Below are 14809 nucleotides of genomic sequence, written 5' to 3'. Positions count from 1 at the left end.
GTGAGATGGGGAGGGGATGCTTCGTCGGCCGGGGGTGAGGGCCGGGCGGCGGGTGATCTGCCGCGCGGGGAGGGTGCCGCGCCCGGCGCGGGGTGACCGCGCGTGCGGGCTGATGGCGAGGGGAGCGGAGCCGGGGGATGGGGAGTGCGGAGGGAGATCAGGTCCGGGGGGAGCGGGTCCTGAAGTCGGTGGCGATCTCGTCGAAGGTCGACCAGCGGACACCCTCGTGGCCGCTGATGTACTCGATGAGCCGCTCCAGCATGAGCAGCGTCTGGGGGCGGCCAGAGACATCGGGGTGGATCGTCATGGTGAAGGCCGCGTAGTCCATTTCGCGGTAGACCCAGTCGAACTGGTCGCGCCAGGTCTGCTCCAGCTCGCGCGGACTGACGAAGCCATGGCTGTTGGCGCTGGCCTTGACGAACATCATGGGCGGCAGGTCGTCGAGGTACCAGTTGGCCGGGATCTCGACCAGATCGGTCTCCTCCCCGCGCACCAGCGGCTTCATCCACTCCTCGGCCGGCCGCGAGTAGTCGATCTTCGTCCAGCTGTCGCCGACGCGCACGTGGTAGGGCGTGAAGTCGTTGTGCATCAGGGAGTGGTCGTACGCGATGCCGCGTTCGATCAGCAGCTCGTTGGTCACCGGCGAGAACTCCCACCAGGGGGCGACATAGCCGGTCGGGCGGCGCCCCGCGACCTTCTCGATCAGCTCGATGCCGCGGTCCAGGACGGCGCCCTCCTGAGCCCGGGTCATCGCGATCGGGTTCTCGTGCGAGTAGCCGTGGGCGCCGATCTCATGGCCGCCGTCGACCACCGCGCGGGTCTGGTCGGGGAAGGTCTCCAGGGAATGGCCGGGGATGAACCAGGTGGTACGCAGCTCCTTGCGCTCGAACAGGCGCAGCAGCCGCGGCACTCCGACCTCCCCGGCGAACAGGCCGCGGGAGATGTCACAGGGCGAGTCCTCGCCGCCGTAGCTGCCCAGCCAGCCCGCCACCGCGTCGACATCGACGCCGAACGCCACAAAGATCTCTTTAGCCATGCTGGTTCCTCTCCAATGGTGTTTCCAGTGGTGTTTCCAGTGCGGTCCGCACCCGCGCCGGGTCGCCGTAGCACCCGAGCAGGGCGGTGAGCAGGACCCGCGCCTGGGAGGGGCGCAGGGTGCCGGTGGGAACGGCCCCGGCCCGGACCAGGTCGGCGCCGCCGCCGTTGCCGTACACCGCGGTGACCGGACCCGCGTGGACGCGGGTCGAGAGCGCGACCACGACGCCGGAGCCGGTGAGCCGGGCGACCTCGGCGGCGACCTGCGGGTTGGCGTTGCCCGCGCCGGTGGCTTCGAGGACCACCGCGCGGGCGCCCGCGTCGGCCACCGCGCGCAGGGCCCGGATGTCGCAGCCGGGGTAGACCGCGACGATGTCGGTACGGACGCGCTCGGGCCGCTCGAGGCGGAAGGCCGCGAGGTCGAGCGGTTTGGCGCGCAGCGGCGCCGCGGTGACCTCCACCTCGCCGTCGGCCACCCGCCCCAGCGGACCGCCGTCGGGAGCGGCGAACGCGGCGGGGGCCAGGGTGTGGGTCTTGCGGGTGCCGCGCGCGGGGTAGATCCGGCCGTCGAAGGAGATCAGGACGCCGAGGTCCCGGGCGCTGGCGGCGTTCGCGACGGCGATGGCGTCGGCGAGGTTGCGCGGGCCGTCGCCGTCCGGGGCGTCCGCCGGGCGCATCGCGCCGGTGAACACCACGGGCCGGGGGTCCGAGTGGAACAGGTCGAGGAGGTACGCGGTCTCCTCCAGGCTGTCGGTGCCGTGGGTCACCACGACGCCCCGGACGCTCTCGTCGGCCAGCGCCTCGTGGGCGGCCACGGCGATGTCGCGCATGTCGGCCGGCGTCAGCAGATAGCTGCCGAGGCAGAAGACGTCGCGCGTCTCGACCGGCACCCCCGGGGGCCGGGGAAGCCGTTCCAGCAGGGCGTCCGCCGGGTCGGCGGCGAGCCGGGTGCCCTGGGCGTCCTGGCGGGTGGCAATGGTCCCGCCCGTCGACAGTACGACGATTCTGCGCACCCGGCCTCCTCCTGACGTGGCGCGGCATATGGCTTGAAAGCGCGCCTTGCGTGACTCAAATCAGCACCCAAACGTTTGGGGCAATCGTTTGGGTAGGATGTGCGTCACCGGCCACAGGTGTCAAGAGGTTCGCTGTTACCATCACGTTCGTTCGCCGTAACGGGGTCCGGGGTGCGGCGGTGGGACAACCGGAGGCCGAGCCGAGTGGGCACGCAGCAATCACGACCGGTCACCCTGCGGACCATCGCCGATCAGCTCGGGCTGCATGTCTCGACCGTCTCCCGGGTGCTGCACGCCAAGCCGGACGAGAGCCTGCGCGCCGCCTCGCCCGGCACCGTGGAGCGGGTCCGCCGGCTCGCCGACGAACTGGGCTACCAGCCCAACCCCCACGCCACCAGCCTGCGCACCCGGCGCAGCAACCTGGTGGGCGTCCTGGTCCCCCGGCTGTCGGACATCGTGCTCGCCACGATCTACGAGGGGATCGAGGAGGCCGCCGCCGAGCAGGGCCTGTCGACGTTCGTCGCCAACACCGGCGACAACCCCGAGGCCCAGCGCACCCGCACCAAGATGGTCATCGGCCGGCGCGTCGACGGCATGATCTTCGGCGACGCCCATGCGGACGGGCACTTCCTGGCCGAGGTGGCCGGGCGCGGTATCCCGTTCGTCCTGGTCAGCCGGACCTGTGCCGGACATCCGTCCGTGACCTGCGACGACTACCTGGGCGGTCGGCTGGTCGCCGAGCATCTGCTGGAGCTGGGCCACCGCGATGTCGCGGTCGTCGCGGGCGAGCCGTACGCGAGCACCGGCATCGACCGTACGGCGGGCCTGGTGGACCGCTACCGGGAGGCGGGGCTGCCGATCCCGGACCACCGGATCACGCACTCCCGTTTCGACGTGCCGGGCGGGCACACCGCCACGGCGCGGCTGCTGGACACGCCGGAGCCGCCGACGGCGGTCTTCGCGGTGAACGACTTCGCCGCCATCGGCGCGATCGGCGCCCTCCGCGACCGGGGTCTGCGGGCGGGCGCCGATGTGGCGGTGGTGGGGTTCAACGACACCCCGCTGGCGGCGGAGTTGCCGCTGCCGCTGACGACCGTCCGGTCCCCGATGCTGGAGATGGGCCGCCGGGGCTTGCGGCTGCTGGCCCGGCTGCTGGAGGGCGAAGCGGTCGAATCCGAGCGGCTGCGCCCGGAACTGGTCGTCCGCGCCTCCAGCGCGCCGAGGCCGTAGGACGTACCGGCGTCAGCGGCACCGGGCCGCCGGCTACGCCGTGGTCGAGGCCTGGTAGTAGGTCTCCGGCTCCTCGTCGCGGGGACCGAACAGGCCGGTCAGGGCCAGGTGCACGACCATCGCGGCCACCGACCACGCCAGCAGCGCGCCCTTGGCGTTCAGCTTCAGCGGGGCGTCGAACGTGACACCCTTGCCGACCTGCCGGGCGTGCGCCACGACGTCCGTGGACGGCCCGAGCCACACGCCCAGCCGCCAGGCGATCACCGAGCCGAGGACGCCGCCGATGGCCAGCCCGACCACCAGGGCGACCCCGCCGCGCCGGCAGAACAGGAAGGTCAGCAGCGCCGAAACGAGGCCGAAGGCGAGCGCGCCCAGCACGAACACCCCGTCGGCGCCGACCGCGTCCTCGCCCTCCGAGTTCTTCAGATAAACGGCCTTGCCGTCCGAGATCAGCCCCACCCGAGGCGCCAGCCACAGCCACAGCAGCCCGAGCAGCACCCCCGCGACCGCCACCGCGATCGCCACCACGGATGCCTGCACCAGCTCGGCGCGCAGCTCCTCCCCCGGTTCGGAGTGCTCGGCGTGCTCGGACCCCCCTGCGGGATACGGCTCGGGATGACCCTGCGCGGCGGGCTCGCCCGGTGCGGGCTGTCCGTGCTCGGAGTTGTCGTGCGGCGAGGGCTGATCATGTGGCGTCAACGGTGCGGTCACTCCGTCATCGTGCCAGGTGGATGGTGTACTTCGGTCGGCGGGAGGTTCACTGCGGCGCGTCACCGCACGGCGGCCCGGCGATAGGCCCAGGTCGCCGCCGCGAGCGACACCACGGCCACCCCCGCGCACACCCCGAGGTCGGCGCAGACCGCCAGCCAGTCGGGCTGCCCGTCGAAGGACCGGGCCAAGGCCTCCACACCGTACGTCGACGGCAGCAGATCGCGCGCGTACGACACCACCTCCGGCATCCGGGCGGCGGGCAGCACCCCCAGCAGCAGCGCGGCCGACATCCCCAGCTGTCCCAGCAGCGTGGCCAGTTCCTGGCGCGGCGCGAGCAGTCCGAGGGCGGCGCCCAGGCCCGCGAGAGCCGCGCCGGAGAGCGGGATCACCGCGGCGAGCACCCACAGGTGGCCCAGCGGCAGCTGGAACAGCACACTGCCCACGACCGCGGTGACGGCCGTCCCGGGCACGGTGAAGGAGGCGTACGCGGCGGCCGCGCCGAGCACCACCGCGGCGGGCGGCACCGGCAGCGTCGCGTAGTGGTCGAGCCCGCCGCTCGCCCGGAGCTGGCCGAAGTACTGCGCGAGCAGGTTGAGCGCCACGAAGGCCACGACGAGCACGCTCGACCCGGCCACCACGGAGCGCGCCGCGCCGCCGCCCTCGTCCACCACACCGCGCATCAGGACCATGATCCCGACGGACTGGAAGGTCGCGACGAACAGCAGGGGGATCCGGGCCACCCGCGCCCGCGACAGCTGCGCCCGGTACACCGCGACCAGCGCGGGCAGCAGCCGCGCGGAGGCCGCGAGCGGGGCGGGAACGCCGTCGGCCGGCCGGGGCACGGCGCCACCGGCCTCACCGGCCGGCGCACCGGACTTCGGCATGCCGGGCATGGCCTGGGCGGGCACGACACTCACGTCTGCGCTGCTCCTCTTCCGTCTGGCTTGGTCACGGGCTTGGTCACGGGCTTGGTTACGGACATGATCACGGTCGCGTTCACGGTCGCGTTCACGGTCGCGTTCCCCTCCTGCCGTCCCTCACGTCTTCACCAGCCCCTCCGCGCCCTCCGTACGGCCGCCCAGCGCCACGTACACGTCCTCCAGGCTGGGCGTGGCGAGGGTGAAGTCGTCCAGCGCGGCGAAGGCGGGTCCGCCGGTCACCGTGGCGATCGCGGCGCGCGCCGCGTCCGGGGCCAGCCGCAGGGTCCAGCGCCGCCCGGAGGCGTGCGCGGCGTCCCGCAGCGCGGCTACCCCGGGGATGTGCAGCGGCGCCTCGGCGCGCCACACCAGCTCCACCCGTACCTCGTCCGCGATCATCTCCTTGAGCCCGGCGGGGGTGTCGCAGGCGATGACCCGGCCCCGGTCGAGCACCGCGACCCGGTCGAGCACGGTCTCGGCCTCGATGACGTTGTGCGTCACCAGCAGCACGGTCACCCCGCGCTCGGCCCGCCGCCGGTCCACCGCGGCCCAGACGGCGCGCCGCGCCACCGGATCCATCCCGGTGGTCGGCTCGTCCAGCACCAGCAGCGGCCGCTCCCCCACCAGGGCGGCGGCGACGCAGGCCAGCCGGCGCTGACCGCCGGAGAGCTTCTTGAGCGGCCGCCCGGCGATCTTGGTGAGCCCCAGCTCCTCGATCACCGCGTCCCGCTCGGCGCGGGCGGCGCGCGCGTCCAGCCCGCGCAGCCGTGCGGTGGTCTCGGCGGCGAGCGCGACGGTCAGCTCGTCCAGCGCGGTGGAGTCCTGACCCAGGTAGCCCAGGAGGCGGGAGGCACGCTCGGGGTGGCGTACGAGGTCGTGGCCGAGCACCCTCACCTGGCCCTCGTCGGGCCGCAGCAGGCCGGTGAGCTGGCGTACGAGGGTCGACTTCCCGGCGCCGTTGGGCCCGAGCAGCCCGAACACCTCACCGCGCACCACGTCCAGGTCGATGCCGTCACTGGCCCGGACCTCGGGCGTGGCGGGCGCACCGCGGCGGCCACGCGCCGCGGGATAGGTCTTGACCAGGCCACGCACGGTGCACACCACATCGCCTGCCGTCGCCTGTTTCGCGCCCGTCCTCACGAGCTATGAGGGTACGCGCCCGAACACCCGGAGCCGTCCGCGGGGGCCGGGTCCCGCCCGGGGCCCGCGGGGCCTACTCCCCCGCCGGGGCGTGCTCGGCGGCGCTGCGGACGTCGATCTCGCGCCAGAACCCGGCCCGGATGGCGTAGCGGTCGTGCTCGTCGATCTGGTCGTCCTTGTGGGCGAGCAGACCGAAGCGGGCGGCGTAGCGCAGCAGCTCGCCGTCGATGCGGTGCGGGATGCGCGGGTACTCCGTCGACAGCTGGTGGAGGTGCCCGGCGTCGGAGAGCCGCTCGATCCAGCGGCGGGCGAAGACCTGGCCCACCTCGAACGGGTCGCCGCTGACCGCGGTGATGTCCTCCTCGCGGTCGGCCCAGCGCTGCTCGGCGCTGGTGAGCTGGGCCAGCATGGGCAGATTGGCGGTCTCCGGCGGCTCGCCCGCCCCGGAGCCCGGGCCGCGGTCGATCCAGCCCTTGTCGGAGGACCAGCGGAGGGTGGCGCTGGGGGCCGGCTGGGGTGCGGCGGGGCCGCCGGGCCCGCGGCCCAGGCCCGCAAGGTCCTTCGGGGTGGGCACGCCTCTGGCCCCGCCCCCGGTCGTGGCGTCCTGCCCGGCGGCGGGGGCCGGGCCGGGCGCCGTCCGGGCGTCCTGCCCGGACGGCGCGGGGGCGGCGGCGCCCGGGGTGCCCGCCGCGGGCCGCGCCGTGCCGTTGCGCCCGGCGGGCGACTCGCCGGCCGCTGCCGCGGCGGCCGCCGCGGCGGTCTCCGGCAGCGGGGCGGCGAGGATGGCGGCGATCTCGGGACGCGGCTCGGTGGTGGGGGCGCAGGGCCCGGGAAGCTCCTTGGCACGCACCGCCCGGGTGATCCACGCCCGGTCCAGGACGCGCCGCTCGTCGGCCTCGGCGACCAGGTCCTCGGACTGGTTGTAGTCGCCGTCGGCGGCCTGGACCGCCCACAGATGGACGGCGACCCCGTGCTCCTTGGCCGACATCAGTCCGGGCAGCAGATCGCCGTCGCCGGTGACCAGCACGATGTCGGAGCAGGCGCGGTTGCGGGCCAGCTCGGTCAGCTCGGCGTGCATGGCGGCGTCCACGCCCTTCTGCGCCCAGCGGCCGTCGCTGCGGGTCAGCGCGCCGAGCCGGACGGTGACCCGGGGCATCACCCGCAGCCGCCGGTGCTCGGGCTGGGGTACGCGGTCGGGGGCGCCGTCGAACCAGTAGATGCGCAGCAGCGGGCGCTCGGTGTCGGCCTCGGCGCGCTCCCGCAGGCCCTGGATCAAAGTCGCGTGATCGACGGAGATGCGGGAGCGGGCGGGCTCCCCGGCCAGCAGGCTCGCGGCGGCGCCCAGCAGATAACCGGCGTCCACCAGGACGACGCAGCGGTCCACGTTCCACCCTCTTTCCTGAAGTCCAGTCGTCGGTCGCCCCCCGACACAGCCGTGCCCCGAATCTTTTCTTCGTCCTCCCTTCGAGTCTGCCCGACCGTACGGGGGTTATCAGTCCGAACTGGATCACCGGCGTGGCGGATACGGCCTCCTCGGCAGGACCGCCCTTCTCACTCACGGTAATTGCCCGAAATGCACGGGTCACCAAGGCGTGTCACTGTTCTTCCCGGGGGCTGATCCCAACTGGAGGCACACCACCATGGGTAAGAACAAGAACCGCGATCGGAAGCAGCAGAGCCGGCAGAACCGCGGTCAGGCCGACCAGGCGCAGCAGTCCTCGATGGAAGCGCAGCCGCAGCAGATGCGGCCGGAGGGTGCCCCTTCGACGGCGCGGAAGAGCCGCCAGAAGAGCTTCGGCCACAACTGACCGCCGCCCATGAGCGGTTGAGGGGCGCGCCCGGCTGCCGGGCGCGCCCCTCACCTCGTGTTCCGTTGCCGCTCAGCCCGCCAGGCAGGAGGCTCCCAGCAGCACCTTGAGGTCGCCGAAGAGTGCCGGGTCGGGGGTGACCCGGTGCCGGTCGAGCCTCAGCACGGTGGTCTTGCGGGCCCCTTGCAGCTTGATCCGCACTTCGGTCGAACCGCGGTGGTGGGTCAGCACCTCGCCCAGCTTCTCGACCAGCGGCGGGGTGACCTTGACGGTCGGAATGGTGATCGTCACGGGGGCGTTGGCGCCCGCCTCGGACAGGTCGGGGACCATCAGCTCCATGGCGACCAGCCGGGGCACGTCCTCGCGCTTGTCGAGCCGTCCCTTGACGAAGACGACGGCGTCCTCGACGAGCTGGGTGGAGACCAGCTGATAGGTGGCCGGGAAGAACATGCACTCGATCGATCCGGCCAGGTCCTCGACGGTCGCGATGGCCCAGGCGTTGCCCTGCTTGGTCATCTTGCGCTGGAGGCCGGAGATGATGCCGCCGATGGTGACGATCGCCCCGTCTGCGTGCTCGCCGCCGGTGAGCTGGGAGATCGCGGCGTCCGCCTTGTCGTTGAGAACGTGCTCGATGCCGAAGAGCGGGTGGTCGGAGACGTAGAGGCCCAGCATCTCGCGCTCCTGGGCGAGCAGATAGGTCTTGTCCCACTCGATGTCGGAGAACTCGATGTCGAGACCGAAGCCCGGCGCGTCCCCGCCGCCGCTCTCGCCACCCATGCCGCCGAAGAGGTCGAACTGCCCCTCGGCCTCCTTGCGCTTCACCGCCACCACGTTGTCGATCATCGTTTCGTAGTGCGCGGTGAGGCCCTTGCGGGTGTGACCCATCTCGTCGAAGGCGCCCGCCTTGATGAGCGATTCGGTGGTGCGCTTGTTGCAGACGACCGCCTCGACCTTGTCGAGGTAGTCGGGGAACGAGGTGTACTTCCCCTTGGACTTGCGGCCGCGGATGATCGCTTCCACCACGTTCTGCCCGACGTTGCGGACCGCCGTGAGGCCGAAGAGGATCACATCGTCACCCTGGGCGGTGAAGTTGGCCTCCGACTCGTTGACGTTCGGCGTGAGCACCTTGATGCCCATGCGGCGGCACTCGTTGAGGTAGATCGCCGACTTGTCCTTGTCGTCACGGACCGAGGTGAGCAGCGCCGCCATGTACTCGGCGGGGTAGTTGGCCTTGAGGTACGCGGTCCAGTAGGTGACCAGGCCGTACGCGGAGGAGTGCGCCTTGTTGAACGCGTATCCGGCGAACGGGACCAGCACGTCCCACACCGCCTGGATGGCCTCGTCGGAGTAGCCGCGCTCGCGGCAGCCCTTCTGGAAGGGCACGAACTCCTTGTCCAGGACCTCCTGCTTCTTCTTGCCCATCGCCCGGCGCAGCAGGTCGGCCTGTCCGAGCGAGTACCCCGCGAGCACCTGGGCGGCCTTCTGCACCTGCTCCTGGTACACGATGAGGCCGTAGGTGATGCCCAGGACCTCCTTGAGCGGCTCCTCCAGCTCGGGGTGGATCGGGGTGATCTCCTGCTGGCCGTTCTTCCGCAGGGCGTAGTTGATGTGCGAGTTCATGCCCATCGGGCCCGGCCGGTAGAGGGCCGAGACGGCGGAAATGTCCTCGAAGTGGTCGGGCTTCATCATGCGCAGCAGGGAGCGCATGGGGCCGCCGTCGAACTGGAAGACGCCGAGGGTGTCGCCGCGGCAGAGCAGTTCGAAGGTCTTGGGGTCGTCCAGCGACAGGTCGAGCAGCTTGAGGTCGACGCCCTTGTTGGCGCGGACCATCTTCACCGCGTCGTCCATGATGGTGAGGTTGCGCAGGCCGAGGAAGTCCATCTTCAGCAGGCCCAGCGACTCACAGGTGGGGTAGTCCCACTGGGTCACGACCTGGCCGTCGTTCTTCGGCGAGAAGACCGGGACGTGGTCGGTCACCGTCTCGCTGGACATGATCACGCCCGCGGCGTGCACGCCCATCTGACGGACCAGGCCCTCGATACCGCGCGCGGTGTCGATGACCTTCTTCACGTCCGGCTCGTTCTCGTACATCCCGCGCACCTCGCCCGCCTCGCTGTAGCGGGGGTGCTTCTCGTCGGTGATGCCGGACAGCGGGATGCCCTTGCCGAGGACGTCGGCGGGCATGGCCTTGGTGATGCGGTCGCCCATCGCGTACGGGTAGCCCAGCACGCGGGCGGAGTCCTTGATGGCGTTCTTGGCCTTGATGGTGCCGTACGTACCGATCTGGGCGACCTTGTCGGCGCCGTACTTCTCGGTGACGTACCGGATGACCTCACCGCGCCTGCGCTCGTCGAAGTCGATGTCGACATCCGGCATGGACACGCGCTCGGGGTTGAGGAACCGCTCGAAGATCAGCCCGTGCTCGACCGGGTCGAGGTCGGTGATGCCCAGCGCGTACGACACGATCGAACCGGCCGCCGAGCCTCGGCCGGGGCCCACCGCGATGCCGTTGTTCTTGGCCCACATGATGAAGTCGGCGACCACGAGGAAGTAGCCCGGGAACCCCATCTGGATGATGACGTCCATCTCGTACTCGGCGAGCTTCTGCCGGTCCTCGGGGACGCCGCCGGGGAAGCGCTGGGCCATCCCCTTGCGGACCTCCTCCTGGAACCAGGTGACCTCGGTGTACCCCTCGGGCACGTCGAAGCGCGGCATCAGGTCGCGCTTCTCGAACCAGCCGGTGTTGTCGATCTGCTCGGCGACCAGGAGGGTGTTGCGGCAGCCCTCCTGCCAGGCGTCCGAGGAGTCGATGGCGTACATCTCCTCCGTGGACTTCAGGTAGTAGCCGGTGCCGTCGAAGCGGAAGCGGTCCGGGTCGGAGAGGTTCTTGCCGGTCTGGACGCACAGCAGCGCGTCGTGCGCCACGGACTCGCGGGAGTAGGTGTAGTGCGAGTCGTTGGTGACCAGCGGCGGGATGCCCAGCTTCTTGCCGACCTCCAGCAGCCCGTCCCGGACCCGGCGCTCGATCTCGATGCCGTGGTCCATCAGCTCCAGGAAATAGCGGTCCTTGCCGAAGATGTCCTGGTACTCCGAGGCCGCCTTCAGGGCCTCGTCGAACTGGCCGAGCCGCAGCCGGGTCTGCAGCTCGCCGGACGGGCAGCCGGTGGAGGCGATCAGCCCTTCGGACCACTGGGCGATGGTCTCCTTGTCCATCCGGGGCCACTTGACGAAGTAGCCCTCCATGTAGGCGTCGGAGGAGAGCCGGAAGAGGTTGTGCAGGCCGGTCTTGTTCGTCGCCCAGATGGTCTTGTGGGTGTAACCACCGGAACCGGAGACGTCATCGCGCTTCTGGTGCGGCTGGCCCCACTGGACCCGTCGCTTGTAGCGCCGCGACTCCGGGGCGACATACGCCTCGATGCCGATGATCGGGGTGACCCCGGCGCCGGTCGCCTGCTGGTAGAAGTCGTACGCACCGTGGAGGTTGCCATGGTCGGTCATGGCGATGTGCGTCATGCCCATCTCGTTGCAGGCGTTGAACATGTCCTTGAGCCGCGCCGCACCGTCCAGCAGCGAGTACTGGGTGTGGACATGCAGGTGCGTGAAGGGCGGCTTGGTCACGGTGGCAGACCTCCGGCGAACGGTCGATGACGGGCGGGTGGGACAGGACCGAAGGTTACCCCTCCGGACTGACAGCGGACGGGCGCGGGCGAGTAGCCTCGGACGCTGATCCTCTCGGGATCCTCCGTCCCGTCCTGTACGTCGGAATGTAAGTCGCACGGGATGAAGAACACCCAGTCGTACAAGCCATCACCACGTCACCACGCCGTGACCCCCATGCCCCAGGAGGCGCTCCGCGATGTCGACCCAGCAGACCCAGGCGGAACAGCGCGGCGAACACATCCTCGCCGTCTTCGACACCGCCTTCGGCGAGCTGCTCGCCGCCGACCCGGCCGCCTTCCGGGTGAAATTCCGGAAGATGGCCGCCTCGGCGTTCGCGTTCTACCGTGGCACCGCCTGCCTGTTCTACTCCGACGTGGAGCGCGAGCGCGCCGGCGGCCCGTACCTGGACGACCGCACCAGCCGGGTGTGGATCCACGGTGACCTCCACGCCGAGAACTTCGGCAGCTACATGGACGCCAACGGGCGTCTGGTCTTCAACGTGAACGACTTCGACGAGGCCTACGTCGGCCCCTTCACCTGGGACCTCAAACGCTTCGCCGCCTCCGTCGCGCTCATCGGCTACACCAAGGCGCTCAGCGACGAGAAGATCACCGAGCTGGTGCGCGTCTACGCCGCCGCCTACCGCGAACGGATCCACGCGCTGGCCACCGGCGCCAAGAACGACGAGGTGCCGCCCTTCACGCTGGAGACCGCCGACGGTCCGCTGCTGGACGCGCTGCGCGTCGCCCGCTCCCTGACCCGATTCGGGCTGCTCGACTCGATGACCGAGATCCGCGACTTCGAGCGCCGCTTCGCGCCGGGCGGCGGCTCCATCGAGCTGGACGCCGCGACCCGCTACAAGGTGCTGGCCGCCTTCGACGGCTATCTGGAGACGCTTCCCGAGTCCAGTCTCGCGCGTCCGGACTCCTACCGCGTCAAGGACGTCGTGGGCCGCCGGGGCATCGGCATCGGCAGCGCCGGGCTGCCCTCGTACAACATCCTCCTGGAGGGCAACAGCGACGCCCTGGAGAACGATGTGGTGATCTACATGAAGCAGGCGCAGACCCCGGCGGTCTCCCGGCACATCACCGACGAGCAGGTCCGCGCGTACTTCCACCACGAGGGCCACCGCACGGTCATCTCGCAGCGCGCGCTCCAGGCGCACGCCGACCCGTGGCTGGGCTGGACCGAGCTGGACGGGGCCGGGCAGCTGGTCGCCGAGATCTCGCCGTACGCGGTGGACCTGGACTGGAGCGACATCGACGACCCGGCCGAGATCGCCGCGGTCGTCGCGGACCTCGGGCGGGCCACGGCCACCATGCACGCCGCCGCAGACGACCAGAGCGGTCACTCCCTGGTGCCGTTCTCCACCGAACGCGCCATCGACGCGGTGATCGCCGCCGACGAGGACGGCTTCGGTGACCTGCTGGTGGACTTCGCCCACAGCTACGGCGCCCGGGCCCGCGCCGATCACCAGATCTTCGTGGACCTCTTCCGCAACGGCCGTATCCCGGGCCTCTGAGCGACACCGTGTCGGGGACGGGGGTGTCCGCCGGGCGGGCACCCCACGGCCCCTCTTGATATCACTCCTACAGGTGAACGTGGCACAATCCGACCCTATGGACGGCATGGGCGGCACCGTCGGCACAGGCGGCACCGGGCCCCGGCTGAGGGCCCTGCGCGCGGCGCTCTTCACAGCGCTGTGCGTCACCCTGTCCTCGACGTCCCATGTGCTGCTCTCCCGCGTCCCGCTGCCGCTCCCCACAGTCGCGGCGCTCTCGGCGGCCGTCTTCACCCTCGCCTACGCGCTCGCGGGCCGGGAGCGGGGCTTCTGGGGCATCGCCGCCCTGCTGGTCCCGCTGGAACTGGCCGCCGACACGATCTTCACCACGGGCCAGGACGCCTGTTACGGCCAGTCCGGCGGCCCGGTGGCCGGGCCCCTGCGCTCGATGGGCGTCGACCTGCTCTGCGGCAACGGTGACGTGGGCACCCCGCTGGCCGGCGTCACCCATTCGGGGGGTGCCGGTACGGCCCTGTCCGCCGCCGTCAGCTCCGCCACGCCCTGGCTGCTGCTCGCCGCCCATGTGGCCGTCGGGCTGATCGCCTCGGCCTGGCTGCGGCGCGGTGAGGCCGCCTTCGGGCGGCTGCTGGGGGCCCTCGCCGGTTTCGCCTTCCGGCCGCTGCTGCTGGCCGTCGCGGTCGTCACCGCGGCCCTGCGGCCGCGCACCCCGGCCGCGCGGCCGGCACGCCCGGTGCGTCCGGCCCCCGCGCTCCCCCTTCTGGTGCACTCCGTCGTGCGTCGTGGACCGCCCTGCTCAGTCGCCGCCTGAGCACAGCGCTTCCCTTCCACGTACGCACTACCGACCGACGTAGAACGACGGAGATCGATCACTTATGAGCAACCGCAACAGCCACCAGAACAAGCAGGCCGCGCGCGAGCGGCTGCGCGCCGAGCGTGAGCGTCAGGCCAAGAAGGACCGGGTGCGCCGCCAGCTGTTCGTCGGCGGCGCGGTCGTCGCGGTCCTCGCGATAGCGGGCGGCATAGGCTACGCCGTCACCAACATGAACACCGACGACGTCAACCAGAAGTGGCGGGCGGCGGCCCAGAAGCAGTCGCTGGTGAAGCCCGCCCACACCAGCGGCCCCCAGGGCACCACGGTGATCATCGGCGACAAGAAGGCCAAGAACACCCTGCACGTCTACGAGGACATGCGCTGCCCGGTCTGCGCCACGTTCGAGAAGTACACCGGCCCGACCGTGCTCATGGACATCAAGGACGGCACCTACAAGGCGCAGTTCACGATGGGCACCTTCCTCGACGACAACAAGCAGATGCCCGGCGCCGGCTCGAAGAACGCCCTGAGCGCGCTCGGCGCGGCGCTCAACGTCAGCCCGCAGGCCTTCCTGGACTACAAGACGGCGCTGTACTCCCCGAAGAACCACCCGGACGAGACCGACGACGCCTTCGCCAGCGACCAGAAGCTGATCGATGTCGCCCAGCAGGTCAAGGAGCTGAAGGGCAACACGGCCTTCGAGAAGGCCGTGAAGAAGGGCACATACGACCGGTGGGCCCTGGCCATGTCCAAGACGTTCAACGACACCAAGGACATCACCGGCACCCCGTCCTTCAAGCTCAACGGCAAGAAGCTGGAGGTCGAGCAGGGCAAGCCGCCCATGACGCCGGACCAGTTCACCCCGCTCGTCCAGCAGGGCCTCAAGAAGTAGCCGCCCCGCACCGCCGGGCCGGCGGGCGCGCCCCGGAGTGTCCCCCCGGTGGCGCGCCCGCCGGCCCGGC

12 protein-coding genes are annotated in these 14809 nt (G+C 71.2%); 5 read left to right on the top strand and 7 right to left on the bottom strand.

What is annotated here, in order from left to right; translation table 11 throughout:
- Window positions 1–157: 157 nt before the first annotated feature.
- The gene (locus tag ASC60_RS29890; RefSeq protein WP_055556375.1) at window positions 158–1036 is read right to left on the bottom strand and encodes a polysaccharide deacetylase; all 879 of its coding nucleotides are present in this window, start codon (window positions 1034–1036) and stop codon (window positions 158–160) included.
- Entirely contained in the window at window positions 1029–2048 is a 1020-nt protein-coding gene (locus tag ASC60_RS29885) for an asparaginase (protein ID WP_055556373.1), read from the bottom strand. The genes ASC60_RS29890 and ASC60_RS29885 overlap by 8 nt, the downstream gene beginning before the upstream one ends.
- Before the next feature lie 204 nt (window positions 2049–2252).
- Between ASC60_RS29885 and ASC60_RS29880 the strand changes: the two genes are divergently transcribed.
- Window positions 2253–3278, top strand: a complete 1026-nt coding sequence (locus ASC60_RS29880) for a LacI family DNA-binding transcriptional regulator (protein ID WP_055556372.1) — start codon at window positions 2253–2255, stop codon at window positions 3276–3278.
- A 33-nt stretch (window positions 3279–3311) separates the two neighbouring features.
- Here the strand turns inward: ASC60_RS29880 and ASC60_RS29875 are convergent, their stop codons facing one another.
- The 4 genes from ASC60_RS29875 to ASC60_RS29860 all read right to left on the bottom strand — a co-directional run bounded on the left by ASC60_RS29875 (window position 3312) and on the right by ASC60_RS29860 (window position 7430).
- Complete coding sequence (locus ASC60_RS29875; protein ID WP_055556370.1) at window positions 3312–3989, bottom strand: hypothetical protein; 678 nt, start codon at window positions 3987–3989, stop codon at window positions 3312–3314.
- A gap of 59 nt (window positions 3990–4048) precedes the next feature.
- Window positions 4049–4873: an ABC transporter permease gene (locus ASC60_RS29870; RefSeq protein ID WP_107097198.1), complete on the bottom strand. Its 825-nt coding sequence runs from the start codon at window positions 4871–4873 to the stop codon at window positions 4049–4051.
- A gap of 153 nt (window positions 4874–5026) precedes the next feature.
- The gene (locus tag ASC60_RS29865; protein WP_370592978.1) at window positions 5027–6046 is read right to left on the bottom strand and encodes an ABC transporter ATP-binding protein; all 1020 of its coding nucleotides are present in this window, start codon (window positions 6044–6046) and stop codon (window positions 5027–5029) included.
- A gap of 73 nt (window positions 6047–6119) precedes the next feature.
- Window positions 6120–7430: an NYN domain-containing protein gene (locus ASC60_RS29860; RefSeq protein ID WP_055556366.1), complete on the bottom strand. Its 1311-nt coding sequence runs from the start codon at window positions 7428–7430 to the stop codon at window positions 6120–6122.
- Window positions 7431–7686: 256 nt separating this feature from the next.
- On the opposite strand from ASC60_RS29860, the gene ASC60_RS42370 reads away from it, so the two are divergent.
- Complete coding sequence (locus ASC60_RS42370; RefSeq protein WP_199831083.1) at window positions 7687–7854, top strand: hypothetical protein; 168 nt, start codon at window positions 7687–7689, stop codon at window positions 7852–7854.
- Between the two features lie 72 nt (window positions 7855–7926).
- On the opposite strand, the gene dnaE is transcribed toward ASC60_RS42370, so the two are convergent.
- Entirely contained in the window at window positions 7927–11472 is a 3546-nt protein-coding gene (gene dnaE / locus ASC60_RS29855; RefSeq protein ID WP_055556364.1) for a DNA polymerase III subunit alpha, read from the bottom strand.
- 238 nt (window positions 11473–11710) lie between these two features.
- Here dnaE and ASC60_RS29850 point away from each other — a divergent pair, with 238 nt between their 5' ends.
- From ASC60_RS29850 to ASC60_RS29840, 3 genes are all read left to right on the top strand, one after another.
- Entirely contained in the window at window positions 11711–13036 is a 1326-nt protein-coding gene (locus tag ASC60_RS29850; RefSeq protein WP_055556362.1) for a DUF2252 domain-containing protein, read from the top strand.
- Window positions 13037–13142: 106 nt separating this feature from the next.
- On the top strand, window positions 13143–13844 hold the full coding sequence (locus ASC60_RS29845) for a hypothetical protein (protein WP_055556419.1): 702 nt from the start codon (window positions 13143–13145) through the stop codon (window positions 13842–13844).
- Window positions 13845–13908: 64 nt separating this feature from the next.
- The gene (locus ASC60_RS29840; protein ID WP_055556360.1) at window positions 13909–14739 is read left to right on the top strand and encodes a thioredoxin domain-containing protein; all 831 of its coding nucleotides are present in this window, start codon (window positions 13909–13911) and stop codon (window positions 14737–14739) included.
- The last annotated feature ends 70 nt before the right edge of the window (window positions 14740–14809 follow it).

It is taken from the genome of Streptomyces sp. NBRC 110028, from assembly GCF_001417735.1.
Classification (GTDB): Bacteria; Actinomycetota; Actinomycetes; order Streptomycetales; family Streptomycetaceae; genus Streptomyces.
This window is presented reverse-complemented; position numbering and strand designations above follow the sequence as displayed.